Genomic DNA, 22,548 nt, shown 5'->3' on the forward strand with positions numbered 1-22,548 from the left:
GCGCGCCGCGAAGTGCCCTGGGCGATGCACACCACCCGGTCGGGACGGTGGGGCCCTTGCTGGCTGACTTAAAATGGCCGGTTCCACCCTCTCGAACGTGGAGGCAGCCCCCAGGCGGCCCCACCACCAGCCCTACCCCATGAGCTCGCCCCTGCAACAAACCGGCCTCGACAGCCTTTCCAAGTCCTTTGAACCCGCCGCCCTGGAGGCCCATTGGGGCCCCGAATGGGAACGCCGAGGCTACGGTGTAGCGGGCTTTCGGGGCACCGGCGTAGCGCAGGCGGGCGAGCCGGCGTTTTCCATACAGCTGCCGCCACCCAACGTGACCGGCACGCTGCACATGGGCCATGCGTTCAACCAGACGATCATGGACAGCCTGACGCGCTACCACCGCATGCGCGGCTTCAACACGGTCTGGGTGCCCGGCACCGACCACGCCGGCATCGCCACGCAGATCGTGGTGGAGCGCCAGCTGCAGGAGCAGGGCATCAGCCGCCACGACATGGGCCCCACCCCGCCCGAAGCACGCAAGAACTTCGTCGCCAAGGTCTGGGAGTGGAAGGAACAGAGCGGCAACACCATCACCACGCAGATGCGCCGCATGGGCGACAGCGTGGACTGGAGCCGCGAATACTTCACCATGGACGACAAGCTGTCCAAGGTGGTGACCGACACCTTCGTGAAGCTCTACGAGCAGGGCCTGATCTACCGTGGCAAGCGCCTGGTGAACTGGGACCCCAAGCTGCAGTCCGCCGTGTCCGACCTCGAAGTCGAGAGCGAGGAGAAGGACGGCTCGCTGTGGCACATCGCCTACCCGCTGGCCGACGGCTCGGGCAGCCTCACCGTGGCGACCACCCGCCCCGAGACCATGCTGGGCGACGTGGCGCTGATGGTGCACCCCGAGGATGCGCGCTACACGCACCTGATCGGCAAGAACGTGGTGCTGCCCCTGGTGGGCCGCGAGATCCCCATCATTGCCGACGACTATGTGGACAAGGAGTTCGGCACCGGCGTGGTCAAGGTCACGCCTGCGCACGACCCGAACGACTATGCCGTGGGCCAGCGCCACCAACTGCCGATGATCGTGGTGCTGACGCTGCAGGCCACCATCAACGACAACGCCCCTGAAAAATACCGCGGCCTGGACCGCTTCGTGGCGCGCAAGGCCATCGTGGCCGACCTGGAAGCCTCGGGCGCGCTGGTGGAGACCAAGAAGCACAAGCTCATGGTGCCCATCTGCACCCGCACCGGCCAGGTGGTCGAGCCCATGCTGACCGACCAGTGGTTCGTGGCCATGAGCAAGGTGAGCGAGCAGGACCCCACGGGCAAGACCATCGCCCAGAAGGCCATCGACGCCGTGGCCACGGGCGAGGTGCAGTTCGTGCCCGAGAACTGGGTGAACACCTACAACCAGTGGATGAACAACATCCAGGACTGGTGCATCAGCCGCCAGCTGTGGTGGGGCCACCAGATACCGGCCTGGTACGACGAAGACGGCAACGTGATCGTGGCCCGCAACGAAGCCGAAGCCCAGGCCAAGGCCCCGGGCAAGACGCTGCGCCGCGACGAGGACGTGCTGGACACGTGGTACTCCTCCGCCCTGGTGCCGTTCAGCACCATGGGTTGGCCCGAGCAGGGCGACGGCCCGACCGACGACTACAACCTGTACCTGCCCTCTTCGGTGCTGGTGACCGGCTACGACATCATCTTCTTCTGGGTCGCCCGGATGATCATGATGACCACGCACTTCACGGGCCGCGTGCCGTTCAAGCACGTGTACATCCACGGCCTGGTGCGCGATGCGCAGGGCAAGAAGATGAGCAAGTCCGAGGGCAACGTGCTCGACCCGGTGGACCTGATCGACGGCATCGCGCTCGACCCGCTGCTCGACAAACGCACCACCGGCCTGCGCAAGCCCGAGACCGCGCCCACGGTGCGCAAGAACACGCAAAAGGAATTCCCCGAGGGCATCCCCGCCTACGGTGCCGATGCTCTGCGCTTCACCTTTGCTGCGCTGGCCAGCCTGGGCCGCAGCATCAACTTCGACAGCAAGCGCTGCGAGGGCTACCGCAACTTCTGCAACAAGCTGTGGAACGCCAGCCGCTTCGTGCTGATGAACTGCGAGGGCCAGGACTGCGGCCTCAAGGAGCACACCAAGGAAGAGTGCCAGCCGGGCGGCCCCGCCCACGGCTACATGCACTTCAGCCAGGCCGACCGCTGGATCTCCTCGCTGCTGCAGAAGACCGAGGCCGAGGTGGCCAAGGGCTTTGCCGAGTTCCGCCTGGACAACGTGGCCAACACGATCTATGACTTTGTCTGGAACGAGTTCTGCGACTGGTACCTGGAGATCGCGAAGGTGCAGATCCAGACCGGCACCGAGGCCGAGCAGCGCGCCACGCGCCGCACGCTGATCCGCACGCTCGAAGCCATCCTGCGCCTGGCGCACCCGATCATCCCGTTCATCACCGAAGCCCTGTGGCAGACGGTGGCGCCGGTGGCCGGCCTGCAAGGCGACTCGGTCAGCATCGCCCGCTACCCCGAGGCGCAGCCGAGCAAGATCGACGAGGCCGCCATTGCGCACATGCAGCGCGTCAAGGGCCTGGTGGACGCCTGCCGCACCCTGCGCGGCGAGATGAACGTCTCGCCATCGACCCGCCTGCCGCTGTACACCGTGGGCGACACCGAGTTCATGCGCGGCGTGGCACCGGTGCTGCAATCGCTGGCCAAGCTCAGCGAAGTGAAGGTGTTCGACGACGAGGCCGCGTGGGCCGCCGCCGCACAGGCCGCACCCGTGGCCGTAGTGGGCGAGGCGCGCATGTGCCTGCACATGGAGATCGATGTCGAGGCCGAGAAGGCCCGCATCTCCAAGGAAATCGCGCGCCTGGAGGGTGAATTGGCCAAGGCCAACGCCAAGCTCGGCAACGAGGCCTTCGTGGCCAAGGCGCCGCCTGCAGTGATCGACGAGGCCAAGAAGCGCATCGCCGACTTCACCGCCACGCTGGGCCGATTGCGCGATCAGCTTACACGCCTGGGCTGAAACCGCTGTGATACTCAGGGGACATCTGCCCGCTTCGGCGCGGCACAGTCCCCTTTTTTACCTTTCCTGCAAGGAGCCCCATGACCGCTGCATCCGCCATCCGCAAAGCCGTTTTCCCCGTTGCCGGCCTGGGGACACGCTTTCTGCCTGCCACCAAGGCATCGCCCAAGGAAATGCTGCCCGTGGTGGACAAGCCGCTGATCCAGTACGCCGTGGAAGAGGCCTACGCCGCCGGCATCCGCCACATGATCTTCGTGACGGGCCGCAGCAAGCGTGCCATCGAGGACCATTTCGACACCGCCTACGAGCTCGAAAGTGAGCTGGAGGCCGCCGGCAAGCAGGAGCTGCTGGCCCTGGTGCGCTCGGTGCAGCCCGACGACATGGACTGCGCCTTCGTGCGCCAGCCCCGCTCCCTGGGCCTGGGCCATGCCGTGCTGTGCGCCGAGCCCCTGGTCGGCAAGGAGCCGTTCGCCGTGCTGCTGGCCGATGACCTGATGGTCGGCCCCAAGGGCGGCCAGCCGGTGCTGGCGCAGATGGCAGCGGCCTTCCGCCAGCAGGGCCGCTCGGTCATCGCCGTGCAGGAGGTGCCCGAGGACCAGGTACACAAGTACGGCATCGTGGCCGGTGAATCCGCCGGGGGCCCGCTGATCCGCATCGACCGCATCGTCGAGAAGCCCAAGGCCGACGTGGCCCCCTCGCGCATGGGCGTGGCCGGGCGCTACATCCTCACGCCCGGCGTGTTCGACGAGATCCGCAACCAGCCGCGCGGCGTGGGCGGCGAGATCCAGTTGACCGACGGCATCGCCCGCCTGATGCAGCACGAGGCCGTCTACGCCTTCCAGTACGAAGGCAAGCGCTACGACTGCGGCAGCAAGGAGGGCTTCCTCGAAGCCACGGTGGAACTCGCCCTGGAGCACCCCCAGGTGGGCGCCCACTTCCGTGAATACCTCAAGGGGTTGAGCCTGTAAGGCACATCCCCATGCCGCACCGGTTGCGGCACGCCCACAAAAAAGTCCTCCAGCTGCTGCTTGCAGCAGGAGGACTTTTTGCTGTGGAGCGAGGACTTTCCTCGCTCCATTCAGACCATCGCTGTTACCTGCGGCGCAGGACGTGGATGAACTCTTTCGCCTCGTCCGCCCCTTCGGTCGTCTGCTCCACCAGTTCATTGCCGGTCTGCTTGGCAAACGCCTGAAAGTCGCGCACCGAGCCCACGTCGGTGGACACGACCTTGAGCAACTGGCCGCTGGCCAGGTCGGCCAGCGCCTTCTTGGCCTTGAGGATGGGCAGGGGGCAGTTCAGTCCGCGCGTGTCGATTTCTTTGTGGATGTCCATGGTCGTCAGTCCTTTGGCGGCAGGTCCAGGCCGCGGCGTCGCTCTGCATTTTCTTCGGCGGTGAAGAACACCGGCTCGTGCCCGCGCGTGCGCAGCCAGTCGGCCAGCGCATAGCCGGTGCCGGCGGGCCAGCACTTGAGGTCTGCCAGATCGTACATCCGGTAGTCCACCAGCTCGGGCGATAGCTTCACCTCGCCCTGGGCCACCACATGGTAGGCAATGATGACCTGGTTCATGCGCATGAATTCGTAGGCCCCCACCAGCGTGGTGGCGGTCACGTCGAGGTTCGTCTCTTCCTTGACCTCGCGCGCGATGCCTTCCTGCGGTGATTCGCCCGCCTCCATGAAGCCGGTGATCAGCGCGAACATCTTGCCCGGCCACGCCGCATTGCGCGCCAGCAGCACCTGGCCGTTGACCTCCACGATGGCGGCAAGCACCGGCGTGGGGTTGTTCCAGTGCGTCCAGCCGCAGGCCGGGCAGCGCAGGCGCTGCTTGTCGCCACCATCCTCTGCCACGGTGATGAGGGCCAGCGGCGTGCCGCAATGGGTGCAATGGCGGGGTTCGTACTGCATGTTGCTCTTGATTTTATAGCATCAACCGCCCCGGATGCGGGCAGGCTGCTGCCTGGATTGGTTCATCATGCGGGCCAGCGGGCCGCGCCACCACAGCGTAGCAGCGGTGGACGGCCCATGCTGTCAGGCGGGGAACACCCCGGTGGACAGGTAGCGGTCACCCCGGTCGCAGACAATGAAGACGATGGTCGCGTTGCTCACGCGCTGCGACAGCTGCAGCGCCGCCCAGCAGGCCCCTGCCGCCGAGATGCCGCCGAAGATGCCCTCCTCGCGCGCCAGGCGCCGGGCCATGTCCTCGGCATCGTCCTGGCTCACGTTCACGGTTTCGTCCACGGCACTCGGGTCGAAGATCTTGGGCAGGTACTCCTGCGGCCACTTGCGGATGCCGGGGATGCGCGAGCCCTCCTGCGGCTGGGCGCCGATGATGTGGATGCTGGCGTTCTTTTCCTTCAAGAAGCGCGACACGCCCGTGATGGTGCCCGTGGTGCCCATGGCGCTCACGAAGTGGGTGATGCGCCCATCGGTCTGCTCCCACAGCTCGGGGCCCGTGGTCTCGTAGTGGATGCGCGGGTTGTCGGCATTGGCGAACTGGTCGAGCACCTTGCCTTCGCCGCGCTTTTGCATGGCCTCGGCCAGGTCGCGCGCGTGCTCCATGCCGCCGCTCTTGGGCGTGAGCACCAGGTCGGCGCCAAAGGCCTTCATGGTTTGCGCACGTTCGACCGACAGGTCTTCGGGCATCACCAGCACCATGCGGTAGCCCTTGATCGCCGCCGCCATGGCCAGCGCAATGCCGGTGTTGCCCGAGGTCGCCTCGATCAGCGTATCGCCGGGGCGGATGTCGCCGCGCTCTTCGGCACGGCGGATCATGGACAGCGCCGGCCGGTCTTTCACCGAGCCCGCGGGGTTGTTGCCTTCGAGCTTGCCCAGGATCACGTTGCCCCGCGCGGTGCTGTCTGCCGCCCCAATGCGCTGCAGCGCCACCAGCGGCGTCTTGCCAATCGCGTCTTCAATCGTCGGATATTTCATGCGCCCTACTGTGCCATAATTTGAGTCTTCACGAATTCCCTGCCCGGGTGGTGAAATTGGTAGACGCAGGGGACTCAAAATCCCCCGCCGCAAGGCGTGCCGGTTCGATTCCGGCCCCGGGCACCATCGAATGCACCCATGCATCCAGATGAATCCAACCCGCTGCACCGCCAAGGTGAAGCGGGTTTTTCTTTGCCTTGCCCCGTGTCACTGGCTTCCATGACCTGCATGAAGCACCTCGATAACATGACACCGGTGCGGCGGACAGGGCAGGCAGCACGCATAAATAACCTGAAACTGTAGCTCCACTCAGGCGGCCCTCAAGCAAGGCCGCCAGGGCGACCATGTAAGGTAACCTATTGCCGGCACATGGTTTTTGCCTACGAAGTTTGAAGCGCCGGACCTCCCGACAAGCCCCCAATGCCCCTTACCCTCTCCCAGTTAGAACGCCACCTTTTCAAAGCTGCGGACATCTTGCGCGGCAAGATGGATGCCTCGGAGTTCAAGGAATACATCTTTGGCATGCTGTTCCTCAAACGCTGCTCCGATGTCTTTGACCAGCGCCGCGAGGAAGTCATCGCCCAGGAGGCAGCGGCCGGGAGCAGCCAGGTGGACGCCATCATGAGCGCCGAAACCCGGCGCTGGTACGGCCAGTCGTTTTATGTACCCCCTGATTCCCGTTGGCAGTATCTGGTCAACGACGCGCATGTCGATGTTGGCGGCTTTCTGAACCGGGCACTGGGTGGCCTGGAAAGCAACAACTCCAGTCTGAGTGAGGTACTGGAGCACATCGACTTTTCGCGCAAGGTGGGTCAAAGCAAGATACCTGACATCAAGCTGCGCCAGCTCATCAGCCACTTCAGCACCTACCGCCTGCGCAACGAGGATTTCGAGTTCCCGGACCTGCTGGGCGCCGCCTACGAGTACCTGATCGGCGAGTTCGCTGATTCGGCCGGCAAGAAGGGCGGAGAGTTCTACACCCCGCGCTCGGTGGTGCGCATGATGGTGCGGCTGGTCAAGCCCGAGCAGCGGCACAGCATCTACGACCCTTGCGTGGGCTCGGGTGGCATGCTGATCCTGGCCAAGGAATACATCGACGAACACGGTGGCGACGGGCGCCGCGCCGACCTGTGCGGGCAGGAGGCCAACGGCACCGTCTGGTCCATCGCCAAGATGAACATGCTGCTGCACGGCATCAGCACGGCCGACCTGCGCAACGAAGACACCCTGGCCGAACCGCAGCATGTGGAAGATCGCGAACTGATGCGCTTTGACAGGGTGCTGTCGAACCCGCCGTTTTCCATCAACTGGGGCAGCACCGACAGCGACCGCACGGGCCAGTCCACCTGGGCGCCCAAGTTCCGCGCCGAGCGGTTCAAGTATGGCGAGGTATCGCTGGGCAGCAAGAAGGCCGACCTGATGTTCCTACAACACATGGTGGCTGTGCTGCGCGAGGGCGGCATGCTGGCCACCGTGATGCCGCACGGCGTGCTGTTTCGCGGCGGTGAAGAACGGGCCATTCGCTCCGCCATGATCGAGGCCGACCTGCTGGAAGCCGTGATCGGCCTGCCCGCCAACCTGTTCTACGGCACCGGCATCCCCGGCTGCGTGCTGGTGATGCGCCAGCGCCAGGGCAACGCCAGCGGCAAACCGGCCGAGCGCCAGGGCAAGGTGCTGTTCATCAACGCCGACCGCGAATACTTCGAGGGCCGGGCGCAAAACCACCTGCTGCCCGAGCACATCGAGAAGATCGTCAACACCTTCGATTCGTTTGCCGAGGTGCCGGGCTTTTCCGCCATCGTCTCGACCACCACGCTGCGCGAGAACGACTTCAACCTCAACATCCGCCGCTACGCTGACAACGCGCCGCCACCCGAACCCCACGACGTGCGCGCCCACCTGTTGGGCGGCGTGCCCAAGGCCGAAGTGCAGGCCAAGGCCGCGTTGTTCGCCGCTCACGGCCTGGACCCGCTGGCAATATTTGCAGAGCGCGATGCCCACTGCTTCGACTTCCGCGCCGAACTGGGCCAGCGGCAGGCCATCAAGCCCGCAGTCGAGGCCAACCCCGGCTTGATAGCCCGCGAGCAGGCCGTTCGGGACGCCTTTGATGCCTGGTGGCGGGAACACAGCCCCCGCATCACCGCGCTGGCGGGTGCATCGGGCTTGGTGGGCCTGCGCAACGACCTGCTGCAGAGCTTCGCCGTCGCACTGGAGCCGGTCGGGGTGCTCGGGCGGTTTCAGGTGCGCGGCATCGTGGCCGGCTTCTGGGACGATGCCAAGTACGAGTTCATGACCTTGATGGCGCGCGGCGCCCATGGCGTGGTGGATGCCTGGCGCACCAGCATCCTCACCGCGCTGGACGACGAAAAAGCCAAGGACAACCCGCTGGATCACAAGCTGGTCAAGTTTCTGATGGCGGAGTTTGTCGAGGCGTTGGGCGCGCTCGAAGCACGCAAGGCTGCGCTGGACAGCCAGATCAAAGCGGGGACACCCGGCAAGACGACGGGCGAGGATGGCGATGAATCCGAGCCCGCTGACGAGGAGACCGCAGTCGACGAGGCGCAGCTCAAGGAATGGAAGAAGCAGCTCGCCGCTTTGAAAAAGGAGATGAAGGCCAAGGAGCAGACTTTCGCCCAGCAGCTCAATGCGGCAGTCAATGCCCTGGACGAAGCCCGTGCGGCCACGTTGTTGCTGGCGATCCTGCACAACGATATGCAGATGATCCTGGATCGATATATCAATGCGCAGCGGCAGCAAGTGGTCGCTGCGTTTGAGAATTGGTGGGACAAGTACCGAGTTACGCTGACGACGATCGAGGAGGAGAGAAATTTGGCAGAGTCCGAGCTTCGTGAATTCCTCGGAGCGCTTGGCTATGTTTGACTCTAATATTGCGGATTGGCGAGAGGTCAAGGTTGTCGATGTAGTGGAGCGCCACTTTTGTGGCCCTAGCCCTGATTGCGAGGAGCGGCCAGTCTTTGACAGCGGAGAGTGGGGCGTCCTAAAGACAACAGCGATTACTTGGGCCGGTTGGAATCAAGATGCCCACAAGGTCCTTCCCCGCTCATACTGGGGGCGAGAGGAAATTGAAGTAAAGACTGGGGATGTTCTGATCACAAAAGCTGGCCCGCGCAATCGGGTTGGCGTGGTGGTTTATGTTCCGTCGACCCGACGACAGTTGGTTGTCTCAGGAAAAATGATAGGACTACGCCCCAGCTTAGACGCAGTGCTACCCCAGGTGCTTTCTGCATTGCTGGCGCTCAGTGGACCACAGAAGTACATCCATGATCGAACAACAGGGATGGCGGAGTCGCAAGTCAACTTCGCCAACGAGGTTCTTCTCAACACGCCATTGAGGATACCGCCCATAGCAGAACAGAATGAAATCGCGCGTATTGGAGTCGCCCTCGACACCGCCATCCGCCAGACCGAGGCAATTGTCGACAAACTCAATCAGGTCAAGCAGGGGCTACTGCACGACCTGCTGACCCGCGGCATCGACGCCAACGGCGAACTGCGCCCGCCGCAGAGCGAGGCACCTCATCTTTACAAGGAGTCGGCGCTGGGGTGGATTCCGAGGCAATGGGAAGCTCGTACTTTCTCTGAATTAGCTGACTTTGCAAACGGAAACTCGTTCGATGCGGGAATGTGGACTGACTATGGCCTTCCTATCATCCGAATTCAAAACCTCAACGGTTCTCGCGAATTCAACCATTACGCTGGACCGATAAATTCAAAGTGGCATATCTTGCCTGGCGATCTCTTGTTCGCGTGGTCAGGGCAAAAGGGTGTCTCATTTGGCCCTCGCATATGGAATGGGCCAGAAGGCGTTCTCAACCAGCATATTTTCAAAGTGTTGGCACGCTCGGCATTGGTGAATCGCTCCTATCTCTTTGAAGTTCTTCGATTTCGACAGGGGGCCATTGAAGACACTGCCCACGGCTTCAAGGACTCCTTCCTCCATGTGAAGCGCGGTGAGCTTGGTGGCGTCTACGCCGGAGTTCCCGTGGTGAGTGAGCAAGCTGCGATTGTTTCTAAAATTAAGGCGCTCGAACATCGGATTAGCAAGGAGTGCGCCTACCTCAAAAAGAACAAGTTAGTGAAGTTCGGCCTCATGGACGATCTCCTCACCGGCCGCGTCCGCGTCGCCTCGCTGCTCGGCACCGCCCCATGAACACCACCCCGCCCTCACTGCCCGCCCGCGAGTCGCTGACGGTCGAATTCAAGAGCGACCGCAAGCGCCTGTCGGACAACGACCTAGTGGAGGCGGTGGTCTGCCTGGCCAATGCCGAAGGTGGCGAGCTGTGGCTGGGCGTGGAAGACGATGGCACGCCGACCGGCCTGCACGCCGAACATTTGCAGCTGGCAGGCCTGGGTGGGTTGGTGGCGGCGCGCACCTCGCCGTCAGTGGCGGTCACCGTTACGCCGGTCTTTCTGGGTGGCGTGAATGTCGCGCACATTGCCGTGCCCAAGGGCAGCGCCGAGGTGTCCACCAGCGGCGGCGTCTACCTGCGCCGCCGCATCAAGCACGACGGCACGCCCGAATGCGCGCCCATGCTGCCGCACGACCGCGCCAGCCGCACAGCGCACTTCGGCCTGGCCGATGCGTCGGCCCTGCCGGTGGCGGGCGCCACCTTGGCCGATCTGGACCCCCTGGAGCGCGAGCGCCTGCGCCAGAGCGTGCAGCAGTATGGCGGCGACCGTGTGCTGCTGGACCTGGACGACGAGGCGCTGGACGGCGCGCTGGGCCTCACGGCACGCCAAGCCAATGGCATGCGTGCTCCCACGCTGACCGGCCTGCTGCTGGTGGGTCGTGAACAGGCGCTGCGCGACCTGGTGCCCACCCACGAGTTCGCGTTTCAGGTGCTGGCGCGCGAGGCGGTGGGCTTCAACGAGTTCCGCCGCTTCCCCTTGCTCAAGGCGCTCGATTGGCTGGAGACCAACTTCCGCCCCTACAACCCCGAGCATGAAATTCAGGTCGGTCTGTTCCGGGTGCCTGTGCCGCGGGTGGACTTCGGCGCCTTCCGCGAAGCAGTGGCCAATGCGCTGGTGCACCGCGACTACCACCGCCTGGGCGCCGTGCATGTGCGCCTGGACGATGGGGGCCTGACCATCAGCAACCCCGGCGGCCTGGTGGATGGCGTGACGCTGGCCAATCTGCTGACCACCGAGCCGCGACCGCGCAACCGGGCACTGGCCGATGCCATGAAGCGCGTGGGTGTGGTGGAACGCTCGGGCCGGGGCGTGGACAAGATCTACCGGGGCATGCTGCGCTTTGGCCGGCCAGAGCCCGACTATCGACGCACCGATTCGCAGAACGTGGTGTTGCGGCTGGCCACGGTGGACGCGGACGAGGCGTTTCTGAAACTGGTGGTGGCCGAAGAAGGCCGGCTTGGCACAAGCCTGCCCATTGACAGCCTGATCGCACTGGCCGCCTTGCGCGAGCTGAAACGGCTGACCTCCGAAGACCTTGCCGCGCACATCCAACGCGACATCGCGCAGGCCAAGCGCACGCTGGAAACACTGCTGGAGGCAGGCCTTGTGCAGGCGCATGGCGCGACCAAGGGCCGCACCTACACGCTGTCGCCGGGGGTGTATATGGCAGACGGCAACAAGGCGGCCTATACACGGCAGGCAGGTTTCAGCGCTTTGCAGCACGAACAGCTGGTACTGAACTATGCACGGCAACACGGCAGTATTCGGCGCAGCGAGGTTGTGGAGCTGTGCCGGCTGACCGCCCCGCAGTCGCGCGACCTGCTAAAGCGGTTGAAGGTGGCCGGGCAGCTGGTGCAGCATGGCGAGCGCCGTGGGGCCTACTACACCCTGGCCGAACCTGCCCAGGGCTGAATACCCGTGGTGGACGGATATGGACGGATATGGACGGATATGGACGGATATGGACGGATATGGACGCCTGCACCGCGCGTGAAAGCCCGCACATCCAGCATTCGGCCCAAGCCGGGGCGCCATTTGGACTGGGAAATGGATGGACTGCTGGACGGGTGGCGCACCTGCAAGGCCGATTTGCACATAAGCCGTTGATTTATATGAGCCAATGCTGTTTGATGGCTATTTGATCGGCGCGCAGCGCCTTGGTGATCACTGAACCTGGGGATGTATATGGGTTGGGAATTGGACGAGGTCGAGCGACCTTTTGTCGAGCAACTGCAGACCCTGGGCTGGAAGCATGTGGCCGGCCACCTGGACACCCCGGACTCCACGGACCGGGCCAGCTTTGCCGAGGTGATCCAGCAGGCGACGCTGCACCGCCAGCTCCTCGCACTGAACCTGCGCGACGGCCAGCCCTGGCTCGATGCCGAGCGCCTGTCACAGGCCGTGGGCGCCATCACCCACCTTCCGGCCCATCGGCTGATGGAGGCCAACCGCGCCGCCACTGAGCTGCTGCTGGGCGGCATCACGGTCGAAGGCCTGCCGGGGTGGGACGGTGGGCGCAACCAGACCATCCATTTCATTGACTGGGAGCACCCCGAGCGCAACGAGTTCATGGTGGTCAGCCAGTATCGGGTGGACTGCCTGCCGGGCTACACACGCGGCAAGGCCTTCATCGTGCCCGACCTGGTGCTGCTGGTGAACGGCATCCCGCTGGTGGTGGTCGAGTGCAAGAGCCCCAACGTGCCCGAGCCGCTGGCCGATGCCGTGGACCAACTGCGCCGTTACAGCAACCAGCGCCACGCCAGCGGCGAGGTGGCGGACAACGAAGGCAATGAACTGCTGTTCCACACCAACCAATTGCTGATTGCAACGAGCTTCGACGAGGCCCGTGTGGGCACCGTGGGTGCCGCCTTTCGCCACTATGCTGCCTGGAAAACGGTAGTGAGCGCCGATGGCCAGGGCACGGAGGCCGATGTGGCTGCGGCACTGGGCAAAGAACAGCTCTCAGAGCAGGAGCGACTGGTGGCCGGCTTGTTGCGCCCATGCAACCTGCTGGACGTGGTGCGGCACTTCACCCTGTTCATGGCGGTAGAGGGCATGACCGTGAAGGCGGTGTGCCGCTACCAGCAATACCGCGCCGTGGGCCGTGCCGCAATGCGCTTGCGCACCGGCAAGTCCCGGGCACAAGACGGCGAACACGACCGGCGCGGCGGAATCGTCTGGCACACGCAGGGTTCGGGCAAGAGCCTGACCATGGTGTTCCTGATGCGCAAGCTGCGCACCGACCCGGCTTTGCGCCGCTTCAAGGTGGTGGTGGTGACCGACCGCACCGACCTGGAAGAGCAGCTTTCTGCGACTGCCACACTCACGGGGCAGAACGTCCTGCGCGCTACCTCGGCCGAGGATCTGAAGCGCCACCTGCGCCGCCAGGGGCCTGACATTGTGTTTGGCATGATCCAGAAGCAACGCAGCGGCGATGCGGCCGGTGAGCCAGGCCTGAAGGCAGAAGATTTCCCCAAAGCCAGCACACGCGAGCCATCGCCGGGCGCCTACCTCTCCGAGGTGCTGAACGCGGACGAACACATCCTGGTTCTTGTGGACGAGGCGCACCGCAGCCAGGCCGGCGATCTGCAGGCGGCACTGCAGGTGGGCCTGCCCAACTGCGCGCGCATCGGCTTCACTGGCACCCCGATCCTGATGGGCGACAAGAAGCGCACGCACGAGATCTTCGGAGAGTTCATTGACCGCTACACCATCCGCGAAGCCGAGGCCGACGGTGCCATCGTGCCCATACTCTACGAGGGCCGCACGGCCAATGGTGCCCTGAAAGACGGCGCCAGCATGGACGACTTGTTCGAGGATCTGTTCCGCGAGCACACGGCCGAGGAGCTGGAGGCGATCAAGAAGAAGTACGCCACCAAGGGGCAGATTTTCGAGGCGACGGACATGATTCGTGACAAGGCGCGCGACATGCTGCGCCACTACGTCACCAACATCTTGCCCAATGGCTTCAAGGCTCAGGTGGTGGCCTACAGCCGATTGGCGGCGGTGCGCTACCTGGACGCCTTCGCTGCAGCGCGCGACGAGTTGCTGGTCCAAGCCGGGGCCCTGGGCACCGACGACAAGGCGATGGACGATGAAACCCTTTGCCAGCGGCCGCCGGCCGTGCAGGCACAGGTGCAGGCCTGGCGCTACCGCGAGTTGCTGGGCCGGATTGAGTTTGCGCCCATCATCTCGGGCAGCAACAACGATGACCCGGTGTGGAAGCACTGGACCGATAGCGCAGCACAGGAGCAGCGCATCAAGCGCTTCAAGCAGCCGCTGCTGCACAAGGAGCCGGCCAAGGCCGATCCCCTGGCTTTCCTGATCGTGAAGTCCATGCTGCTCACGGGCTTTGACGCGCCGATCGAGGGCGTGATGTACCTGGACCGGCCGATACGCGAGGCGGAACTGCTGCAAACCATTGCGCGGGTCAATCGCACGGGCCACGGCAAGAAGTTCGGCATCGTGGTGGACTACTTCGGGCTGGCCCACCACCTGAAGGAGGCGCTGAACGTCTATGCCGACGACGATGTCGACGGCGCATTGCAGAGCCTGAAGGACGAGGTGCCTGTGCTGCGTGACCGCCACCTGCGGGTGGTGGACCTGTTCCGCAGCCGCGGCGTGGAGAATCTGACCGACGTGGAGGCCTGTGTCGAGTTGCTGGCCAACGAGCGGTTGCGCGCCGAATTCTCGGTCAAGCTCAAGGCCTTTCTGGACACCCTGGACGTGGTGCTGCCGCGCCCCGAGGGTCTGCCGTTTTCGCCCGATGCCAAGCTGCTTGCCTTCATCTACGCCCGGGCTCGCAACCGCTACCGCGACACACCGGTGCTTGGCAAGGATGTGGGTGCCAAGGTGCGCAAGCTGATCGACGATCATGTGATTTCGATGGGTGTGGACCCAAAGATCCCGCCCATCTCGCTGACCGATGCCGACTTTGGCAACCAGGTGGCTCGCGAGCCCAACGACCGGGCCAAGGCTTCGGAGATGGAGCACGCCATCCGGGCACACATCCGGGAGCATCTGGACCAGGACCCGGTGGCCTTTCGCAAGCTCAGTGAGCGCCTGCGTGAGTTGCTCCACCAGCTTGGCGAGCAATGGGATGAACTGACCAAGGCCTTGCAGGTGCTGATAGACGAGATCCGCACAGGACACGCCGTGCACGATGAGCGTCTGCCGGACCTGCCCGCGCAGTATGGGCCGTTCCTGCGGCTGGTGGTCGATGCTGCGGCTGGCGACCGTGCCATCACGCAGGCCGAGCAAAAGAAGCTGGTCGACCTGTCCGTGGAGGTGGTAGACACCATGGTGTCGGAGCTGACAGACAACTTCTGGCGGCCGAACCGGCAACCGGCACAGGACGCGCTCGGCACGCGGATCTTTGAAATCCTGATGAAGTCGCGCCTGATGCCGACGCCTCATATCGAAGCACTGGTCGACAAGCTGATGGAGTTGGCGCGGGCAAACCACGACCGGCTGCTGAAAGCATGAGCACGCTGAGCGTCAACGACCTGCGTTTCGAGGTGCGGCGCAGCAACGTGCGGCGCGCGCTGGAGATTACCTTGGACCGGAGTGGTGAACTAATCCTGTCAGCACCGCCCGAGGTGCCAGACGCTGCACTGCGCGACTTCGTGCAGCGCAAGCGCATGTGGGTCTACAAGCAGATGGCACGCAGGGAGTTACTAGCAAACGAGCCACCGCACAAGGTCTTCACCGATGGCGAGGGCTTCGCCTACCTGGGCCGCAACTACCGCTTGCGCCTGGTGCCCGAATCGGACGCCGCAGTAAAGCTGGTCAGCGGGCGTTTCGTGATGCCCAAGGCGCTGGCTCAAGATGGCCGAGAACACCTGGTCCGCTGGTACTGCGAGCGGGCCCGGCCTTGGCTAATGAGCAAGGTGCAGGACTTTTCGGCCAGAATGGAAGTGGAGCCGGCTGGCGTACGCGTTCAGGATTTGGGCTACCGCTGGGGTTCATGTGGCAAGGGCAGCCTGCTGTATTTCCACTGGAAAACCATCTTGCTGCCAGCACGCATTGCAGAGTATGCTGTGGTGCACGAGATGGCTCACCTTCACGAGCCGCATCACACTCCCGAGTTCTGGCGCCGCGTAGAGCGCGCCATGCCGGACTACGAGCGGCGCAAGGTGTGGCTTGCCGAGCGCGGGATGGAAGTCGAAGGTTTGTGAGATTTGCTGGCCGACGCTGCAAGCCTTGAGATGATTTTTTGCAGAGATCCCAATGGGGTGCGCTTGTTGCGCATCACGCCGCCTCAAACACGCTACAAAGGTGTCTCTCCTTTCTTCTGAACGATATTTTCAAAAAAGCGGGTTCTCGAGACGTTTTCCCCTTCCTGACTTGAACGCGGCGGTGGCGCCGCGACAACGGCAAACGGAGGTTACTCATGTTCGACACAGGCCGATGGAATGTGACCGACCCATCCGGGAAGCACGTGGGCGTGGTCGATGGCGACGAGTACGTGCGCGATGGCGAGCACCTGCTCTACCGCATCGACGGCAATGAACTCTACTCCGCCGGCCCCGAGGGGCGGCTGTACGGCTTCATCGAGGGCGAACTGGTGATCGCGCCGGCGACCAGCGCGCTGCTGCTGCGCTTCATCAAGGAATAGGCCAGCTCCCTGCTACTCCTTGTGCTCCATGCTGCGGAGCACGTTCTCCCCCGCCTTTTGCACGTGCGCGGCCGACAGCTTGGCCGCCGCCTCGCCATCGCCGCGCTCGATGGCCGACACGATGGCGTTCAACTCCTGCAGCGTATGGGGCAGCCGCTCGGGCTGGGCCATGGAGATGCGGCGCAGCACCGTCACGCGGTTGTTGAGCTGGCGCAGCATCTGGCCGGCAACGAGGTTGCCGCAGCCGTCGACGAGGATTTCGTAGAACTGGTTCTTGGCCTGGAGCAGCCGGGCCCGGTCCTGCGCCAGGGCGGGTTTGGCCAGTTCGTTGAGCTTGGCGCGCAGGGCGCGCACCTGCTCGGGCGGGGCTTTGAGCGCGAATCCCCGGGCGGCCAGGCTTTCGAGGTGGGCGCGCACTTCGTAGATGTCGCGCACCTCACTGGGTGAGATAGTGCTCACCTCCGGCCCGCGGTGCGGGACGATGGTGATGAGCCCCTCGGCCTGCAGGTGCTGCAGAGATTCGCGCACGCACGAGCGGCTGACCTCGAGGCTTTCGCACAGCTCGCGCTCCGAAAGCTTCTGGCCGGGGGAGAAGACCCCGTCGAGGATGGCCTGGCGCAGCGCGCCGGTGGCGCGCTCGCGCAGGGAGGTTTCTTCACGGGGCACACGGAGCATGGCGGTCATCGCGGCATCTTAGTGTCCCAAGTTAGAAATTCGTTGAATCAATCTACCGACAATCCCCGCCATGCGTCGTTGCAAATGCTCGCCATGCCCCCAGCATGGCTGTGCTTTGCGCCTAGCCTGGCAGCGATTTCGGCAGATTGCTTTCTTCAACGAATTTCCAACTCGAGACACTAGCGGATCCTCCTGCAAACAGATTGTCCGACAGAATGCGGTGCTTGCCTTAGGGAACGGCTCCACCGTATGATTGTCTGACAATCTTATTGTATTTAATCTACAGCGCACTATTACGCTGTTTTTCCATTCCTTTGCCATCCAGGAGTTTTCATGACCCGAGCCCTCGCCCCCAAGAACCCCGCCCTGTTCGACCAGGGCTTGTCCACCCGCCGCGAGGTACTGGGTGCCGCCTACGTCGACGCCGCGATCCAGAATGCGACGGACTTCAACATCGACATGCAGGAGATGGTGACCCAGTACTGCTGGGGCGATGTGTGGAACCGGCCCGGGCTGGACCGCAAGACGCGCTCGTTCCTGAATCTGGCCATGCTCACGGCGTTGAACCGCCCGCACGAACTCAAGCTGCATGTGCGTGGGGCGATCAACAACGGGCTGACGCGTGACGAGGTGAAGGAAGTGTTCCTGCAAACCGCGATCTACTGCGGCGTGCCCGCAGCGATCGACTCCTTCCGCGTGGCGGCGGAGGTCTTCAAAGAGATGGACCAGTAACCGGCACGAACAAAGGCGCCACACCGAGGTGTAGCGCCTTGCGCCCACGGGCCCTGCAACCGACCCTGAGGGCCGGGTGGGCTACGGCTTGCGCGCACCCGAGGCGATTTCGTCCAGCGCCTGCATGGCCTCTTCACGGCTGGCCCAGCCATCGTTGGTGACCAGCGTGTTGTGGCCGTCCACCACCAGGTTGCTGCAGTAGTACCGGCCCGCCTGCTCGCGCAGCGTGGCCGAGTAGGTCGATCCGTCGTACTCACCGAAAACGTTCTCTTCGTGCGGGTCTTGCATCATGGCCTCCTTGTGGTTGCCATTGTGCGATGACCTTCGGCCTCGGTGTGTAGGCGCAGTGCGCAGGGCCTGCCCAAATCGGCTGGCCGCGACCGCTCCGGTTCAGTTGTTCTGCCTGCGCACCAGGTGGCGGCCGGTGTCAGTGATGGCCAGTTGGCCCGACGCGTTCTTGGTGATGAAGCCGTGCTCGTACAAGCGCCCGGACAGATGCTCCTTCAGCGCCGAGGTGACGCTGATGTTCTCCATCTCCAGGTGCTTGAGGGTGGCGATTTCGTCCACCGTGGGCTCGAAATGGGGGGCATGGTAGACGGGGCTGTAGTTCGCGTTCAATGTCATGACGGCTCCTTGATGAAATAGTGAAGGTATGAGGTGCCTGCATGGCCCCGGAGACTCGTCCCCGAAGCCACACACGGGTGTGACCCGCGCACCGCGCATACGTTCCGTCCATCTTTCCACTCGGGCTGTAGGACCAGGGAGGACGCGGCCCTCACCCCACCATTGCCCGCACCACCAGCGTAGACCTGTCCACTGCGGGGCGCAAGCGGGGGAGCCCCTTGCTCAGGTACTGCCCCGAGCGGCCTCCTGGAGCCATTGCGAAAACGCTGCCAGAACCGGCGACTGCACATGCGCGGGGCTCACCAGGTAGTAGCCGCGCTCGCCTTGCAGCGGCTGGTTGCAGGCCACCACCAGTTCGCCCCGCGCCAGCTCGGCTTCGATGAGCAGCGGGGGGATCAACGCCACGCCCAGACCGCAGGTGGCGGCCACGGCCAGCATGGAAAACAGCTCGTAGCGCGGGCCGTCGAGCGCATGCGGCGCATCCACGCCCATGGCCTCGAACCACTGGCGCCAGCCATAGGGGCGCGTGCTTTGCTGCAGCAGGGGCAGCTCGGTCAGCACCGCAGGGGCCACGGGCTGGTAGGCGCGGCCCAGGCCGCGCTGGGCGGCGGCTTCGAGCAGGCGTGGGCTGCACACGGGCACCACGTCCTCGTGCATGAGCAACTGCGCCTTGATGCCGGGCCAGTTGGCCACCTGCTCGGCCGTGCCGGCGTACAGGGCGGCGTCGAACGGGGCGTCGGCAAACAAAAAGGGCCGGGTCTGTGTCTCGATGTGCACCACGATGTCGGGGTGCTGCTGCGCCAGTTGCGGCAGGCGCGGTATCAGCCAGCGCGTGGCAAAGGTGGGCACGGCCGCCAGCGACAGCGTGCCGCCCTGGCCCTGGTGGGCCATCACGTCGAGCGTGTCGCGCTCGAGCCCCTGCAGCCAGCGCGCGACCTGCCGGCCATAGTGCGCGCCTGCTGGCGTGAGCACCACGCCGTGGCGTGTGCGCCGGAACAGCGCCACGCCCAGAAATTCCTCCAGCGCCTGGATCTGGCGCGACACGGCGCTTTGGGTGAGAGACAGCTCCTGCGCGGCGCGGGTGTAGCTCTCGTGCCGGGCGGCGACTTCAAAACAGGCCAAGGCCTGGGTAGAGGGAATATTGCGGCGCATGCTGAACAGGAACTTTTAAACGCGGGCTCTGCGGCGCCACTATTTACTAGGCACCCGGGAACGCAGTATTCCATACATTCCAAAAACGCATTTCTGGATGAAAAGAACTCGCTTGCTGACAGGCAGCGCCAGGCCTACGATGGCACCCATTCGCAGCACGGCCTCGTACCGTGCCCCCCTCTTTCATCTGCTTCTTCACGGAGACACGCACCATGGCCAAAAACGCCGCTTTCCATTGGGACGACCCCTTTCTTCTCGACCAGCAACTGAGCGATGACGAGCGCATGGTGCGCGATGCCGCAGCCGCCTACTGCCAGGACAAGCTGGCACCGCGCGTGCTCGACGCCTTCCGCCACGAGAAGATGGACACCACGATCTTCCGCGAGATGGGCGAAGTGGGCCTGCTGGGCCCCACCATCCCCGAGCAATACGGCGGCCCGGGCCTGAACTACGTGGCCTACGGCCTGATTGCCCGCGAAGTGGAGCGCGTGGATTCGGGCTACCGCTCGATGGCCAGCGTGCAGAGCTCGCTGGTGATGGTGCCGATCTATGAGTTCGGCACCGAAGCCCAGCGCCAGAAGTATTTGCCCAAGCTGGCCAGCGGCGAGTGGATCGGCTGCTTCGGCCTGACCGAGCCCGACCATGGTTCGGACCCCGGCAGCATGGCCACGCGCGCCTACAAGGTGGACGGCGGCTACAAGCTCAAGGGCAGCAAGATGTGGATCACCAACAGCCCCGTGGCCGACGTGTTCGTGGTCTGGGCCAAGGAAGTTTCCGAAGGCGGCGCCGTGGGCCCCATTCGCGGCTTCGTGCTGGAAAAGGGCATGAAGGGCCTGACGGCCCCGGCCATCCACGGCAAGGTGGGCCTGCGCGCCAGCGTGACCGGCGAGATCGTGATGGACGACGTGTTCGTGCCCGAAGAAAACGCCTTCCCCGAAGTGCAGGGCCTGAAGGGCCCATTCACCTGCCTGAACAGCGCGCGCTACGGCATTGCCTGGGGTGCGCTGGGTGCGGCCGAGTTCTGCTGGCACACCTCGCGCCAGTACACGCTGGACCGCAAGCAGTTTGGCCGCCCCCTGGCCGCCAACCAGTTGATCCAGAAGAAGCTGGCCGACATGCAGACCGAGATCGCCATCGGCCTGCAGGCCTGCCTGCGCCTGGGCCGCATGAAGGACGAAGGCACGGCCGCGGTGGAAGCCACCTCCCTGATCAAGCGCAACAGCTGCGGCAAGGCGCTGGACATCGCCCGACTGGCCCGCGACATGATGGGCGGCAACGGCATCAGCGACGAGTTCGGCGTGGCCCGCCACCTGGTGAACCTGGAAGTGGTGAACACCTATGAAGGCACGCACGACGTGCATGCGCTGATCCTGGGCCGCGCGCAAACGGGTATCGCCGCCTTCAGCAACTAAGAGCGGCTAACAAAACTCTTCTGGCGTCGTTGCTGCGTCTTGTCGTACTACTCGTACTGCNCGAAGGAGAAGGCCGCGCGCCAGCGCGCCCTTTCCTCCCGCGGCCGCTGCCCCTTGCATGGTGCGGCGGCCGTCTGTCCTTTCATGATTTGCAGTTCCTGATCCTATGACCACACCTTCTGTCGGCGCCCTCGATGGCATCAAAGTCCTGGACCTCTCGCGCGTGCTGGCGGGCCCGTGGTGCACGCAGATCCTGGCGGACCTGGGCGCCGATGTGGTCAAGGTGGAGCGCCCCGGCGCGGGCGACGACACGCGCCACTGGGGCCCTCCCTTCCTGAAGGACGCCGAGGGCAACGACACCACGCAGGCCAGCTACTTCACGGCCTGCAACCGCAACAAGCGCTCGGTCACCATCGACATGGCCACGCCCGAAGGGCAGCAACTGATCCGCGACATGGCGCTGCAAAGCGACATCGTGGTGGAGAACTTCAAGGTCGGGGGCCTTAAACAGTACGGCCTGGACCACGCCAGCCTGCGCGCGCTGAACCCGCGCCTCATCTACTGCTCGGTCACGGGCTTCGGGCAGGACGGGCCGTATGCCGAGCGCGCGGGCTACGACCTCATGATCCAGGCCATGACCGGCATGATGAGCATCACCGGCCGGGGCGACGCCGAGCCCGGCGGCGGCCCGCTGCGCGTGGGCGTGGCGCTGACCGACCTGTTCACCGGCGTGTACGCCAGCACAGCCATCGTCGCCGCGCTCAACGTGCGCCAGCGCACCGACGAGGGCCAGCACATCGACATGTCGCTGCTGGACGTGGGCATGGCCATTTTGGCCAACCAGGCCGCGGGCTTTCTGGCCACGGGCAATGCGCCCACACGCCAGGGCAACAGCCACCCGAGCCTGGCGCCCTACCAGGACTTCCCCACGCAGGACGGCGCGATGCTGCTGGCCATTGGCAACGACGGCCAGTTTGCGCGCTTTTGCGCCGCCGCCGGCCAGCCCCAGTGGGCCAGCGACGAGCGCTTTGCCACCAACACCCTGCGGGTGAAACACCGCGCCGAGCTGATCCCGGCCATGGAGGCGCTCACCCGCACGCGCACCACGGCCAACTGGATCACCCTGCTCGAAGACAAGGCCGTGCCCTGCGGCCCGATCAACACCATTGCCCAGGCCTTCGACGACGCGCAGGTGAAGGCGCGCGGCCTGGCTGTGGCCCTGCCGCGCTGGAAGGACGGCGAGGCCGGCGACGGTGTGGCCCACATCACCGGCGTGGCCAGCCCGCTGCGCCTGTCGGCCAACCCACCCACGCTGCGCAATGCGCCGCCGGCGCTGGGGCAGCACACCGACGAGGTGCTGGCCGAGCTGGGGCTGGATGCGGAGCGCATTGCGCAGCTGCGGGCCGCTGGCGTTCTGTAGCACAGGGGCACGACCCT

18 protein-coding genes and 1 tRNA gene are annotated in these 22,548 nt (G+C 64.6%); 12 read left to right on the forward strand and 7 right to left on the reverse strand.

Annotated elements, in window-relative coordinates; genetic code table 11:
- Nucleotides 1-139 precede the first annotated feature (139 nt).
- Together ASE28_RS03280 and galU are read left to right on the forward strand one after the other, a co-directional pair.
- Nucleotides 140-3,037 carry a valine--tRNA ligase gene (locus ASE28_RS03280; protein ID WP_057264654.1) on the forward strand — a complete coding sequence of 966 codons (2,898 nt, stop codon included), beginning with the start codon at nucleotides 140-142 and terminating at the stop codon, nucleotides 3,035-3,037.
- 80 nt (nucleotides 3,038-3,117) lie between these two features.
- Nucleotides 3,118-4,005, forward strand: coding sequence for a UTP--glucose-1-phosphate uridylyltransferase GalU (gene galU, locus ASE28_RS03285; protein WP_057264656.1), 888 nt, complete (start codon nucleotides 3,118-3,120; stop codon nucleotides 4,003-4,005).
- A gap of 124 nt (nucleotides 4,006-4,129) precedes the next feature.
- Here the strand turns inward: galU and ASE28_RS03290 are convergent, their stop codons facing one another.
- The 3 genes from ASE28_RS03290 to cysM form a co-directional block, all read right to left on the reverse strand.
- On the reverse strand, nucleotides 4,130-4,369 hold the full coding sequence (locus ASE28_RS03290) for a sulfurtransferase TusA family protein (protein WP_057201293.1): 240 nt from the start codon (nucleotides 4,367-4,369) through the stop codon (nucleotides 4,130-4,132).
- Between the two features lie 5 nt (nucleotides 4,370-4,374).
- Nucleotides 4,375-4,941, reverse strand: coding sequence for an NUDIX domain-containing protein (locus tag ASE28_RS03295; RefSeq protein ID WP_057264658.1), 567 nt, complete (start codon nucleotides 4,939-4,941; stop codon nucleotides 4,375-4,377).
- A gap of 123 nt (nucleotides 4,942-5,064) precedes the next feature.
- Entirely contained in the window at nucleotides 5,065-5,967 is a 903-nt protein-coding gene (gene cysM, locus ASE28_RS03300; protein WP_057264660.1) for a cysteine synthase CysM, read from the reverse strand.
- 41 nt (nucleotides 5,968-6,008) lie between these two features.
- Between cysM and ASE28_RS03305 the strand changes: the two genes are divergently transcribed.
- The 7 genes from ASE28_RS03305 to ASE28_RS03335 all read left to right on the forward strand — a co-directional run bounded on the left by ASE28_RS03305 (nucleotide 6,009) and on the right by ASE28_RS03335 (nucleotide 16,516).
- A tRNA-Leu gene (locus ASE28_RS03305) sits at nucleotides 6,009-6,093 on the forward strand.
- 294 nt (nucleotides 6,094-6,387) lie between these two features.
- Nucleotides 6,388-8,847, forward strand: coding sequence for a class I SAM-dependent DNA methyltransferase (locus tag ASE28_RS03310; protein WP_057264663.1), 2,460 nt, complete (start codon nucleotides 6,388-6,390; stop codon nucleotides 8,845-8,847).
- Nucleotides 8,840-10,138: a restriction endonuclease subunit S gene (locus ASE28_RS03315; protein WP_157421846.1), complete on the forward strand. Its 1,299-nt coding sequence runs from the start codon at nucleotides 8,840-8,842 to the stop codon at nucleotides 10,136-10,138. Before ASE28_RS03310 ends, ASE28_RS03315 begins: the two co-directional genes overlap by 8 nt.
- A complete protein-coding gene (locus tag ASE28_RS03320; protein WP_057264667.1) occupies nucleotides 10,135-11,811 on the forward strand; it encodes a DNA glycosylase AlkZ-like family protein in 1,677 nt (558 codons plus the stop codon). Before ASE28_RS03315 ends, ASE28_RS03320 begins: the two co-directional genes overlap by 4 nt.
- A 273-nt stretch (nucleotides 11,812-12,084) precedes the next feature.
- A complete protein-coding gene (locus tag ASE28_RS03325) occupies nucleotides 12,085-15,384 on the forward strand; it encodes a type I restriction endonuclease subunit R (protein WP_057264983.1) in 3,300 nt (1,099 codons plus the stop codon).
- Nucleotides 15,381-16,076, forward strand: a complete 696-nt coding sequence (locus ASE28_RS03330; RefSeq protein ID WP_057264669.1) for a M48 family metallopeptidase — start codon at nucleotides 15,381-15,383, stop codon at nucleotides 16,074-16,076. Before ASE28_RS03325 ends, ASE28_RS03330 begins: the two co-directional genes overlap by 4 nt.
- Nucleotides 16,077-16,291: 215 nt before the next feature.
- Nucleotides 16,292-16,516: a hypothetical protein gene (locus ASE28_RS03335; protein WP_057264671.1), complete on the forward strand. Its 225-nt coding sequence runs from the start codon at nucleotides 16,292-16,294 to the stop codon at nucleotides 16,514-16,516.
- A 12-nt stretch (nucleotides 16,517-16,528) separates the two neighbouring features.
- Here the strand turns inward: ASE28_RS03335 and ASE28_RS03340 are convergent, their stop codons facing one another.
- On the reverse strand, nucleotides 16,529-17,200 hold the full coding sequence (locus ASE28_RS03340; protein ID WP_057264673.1) for a GntR family transcriptional regulator: 672 nt from the start codon (nucleotides 17,198-17,200) through the stop codon (nucleotides 16,529-16,531).
- Between the two features lie 324 nt (nucleotides 17,201-17,524).
- Here ASE28_RS03340 and pcaC point away from each other — a divergent pair, with 324 nt between their 5' ends.
- On the forward strand, nucleotides 17,525-17,923 hold the full coding sequence (gene pcaC, locus ASE28_RS03345; protein ID WP_057264675.1) for a 4-carboxymuconolactone decarboxylase: 399 nt from the start codon (nucleotides 17,525-17,527) through the stop codon (nucleotides 17,921-17,923).
- A gap of 81 nt (nucleotides 17,924-18,004) precedes the next feature.
- On the opposite strand, the gene ASE28_RS03350 is transcribed toward pcaC, so the two are convergent.
- From ASE28_RS03350 to ASE28_RS03360, 3 genes are all read right to left on the reverse strand, one after another.
- Nucleotides 18,005-18,211: a hypothetical protein gene (locus ASE28_RS03350; protein WP_157421847.1), complete on the reverse strand. Its 207-nt coding sequence runs from the start codon at nucleotides 18,209-18,211 to the stop codon at nucleotides 18,005-18,007.
- A 102-nt stretch (nucleotides 18,212-18,313) separates the two neighbouring features.
- Nucleotides 18,314-18,547 carry a hypothetical protein gene (locus ASE28_RS03355; RefSeq protein WP_057264679.1) on the reverse strand — a complete coding sequence of 78 codons (234 nt, stop codon included), beginning with the start codon at nucleotides 18,545-18,547 and terminating at the stop codon, nucleotides 18,314-18,316.
- 222 nt (nucleotides 18,548-18,769) lie between these two features.
- Complete coding sequence (locus tag ASE28_RS03360; protein WP_057264681.1) at nucleotides 18,770-19,699, reverse strand: LysR family transcriptional regulator; 930 nt, start codon at nucleotides 19,697-19,699, stop codon at nucleotides 18,770-18,772.
- A 212-nt stretch (nucleotides 19,700-19,911) separates the two neighbouring features.
- Here ASE28_RS03360 and ASE28_RS03365 point away from each other — a divergent pair, with 212 nt between their 5' ends.
- Both ASE28_RS03365 and ASE28_RS03370 read left to right on the forward strand, forming a co-directional pair.
- Entirely contained in the window at nucleotides 19,912-21,111 is a 1,200-nt protein-coding gene (locus tag ASE28_RS03365) for an acyl-CoA dehydrogenase (protein WP_057201388.1), read from the forward strand.
- A gap of 166 nt (nucleotides 21,112-21,277) precedes the next feature.
- Nucleotides 21,278-22,531 (forward strand): CaiB/BaiF CoA-transferase family protein, encoded by a 1,254-nt coding sequence (locus ASE28_RS03370; protein ID WP_057264683.1) that lies wholly within the window; start codon nucleotides 21,278-21,280, stop codon nucleotides 22,529-22,531.
- Nucleotides 22,532-22,548 lie beyond the last annotated feature (17 nt).

This window comes from Acidovorax sp. Root219, assembly GCF_001428665.1.
Taxonomy (GTDB): domain Bacteria; phylum Pseudomonadota; class Gammaproteobacteria; order Burkholderiales; family Burkholderiaceae_C; genus Acidovorax.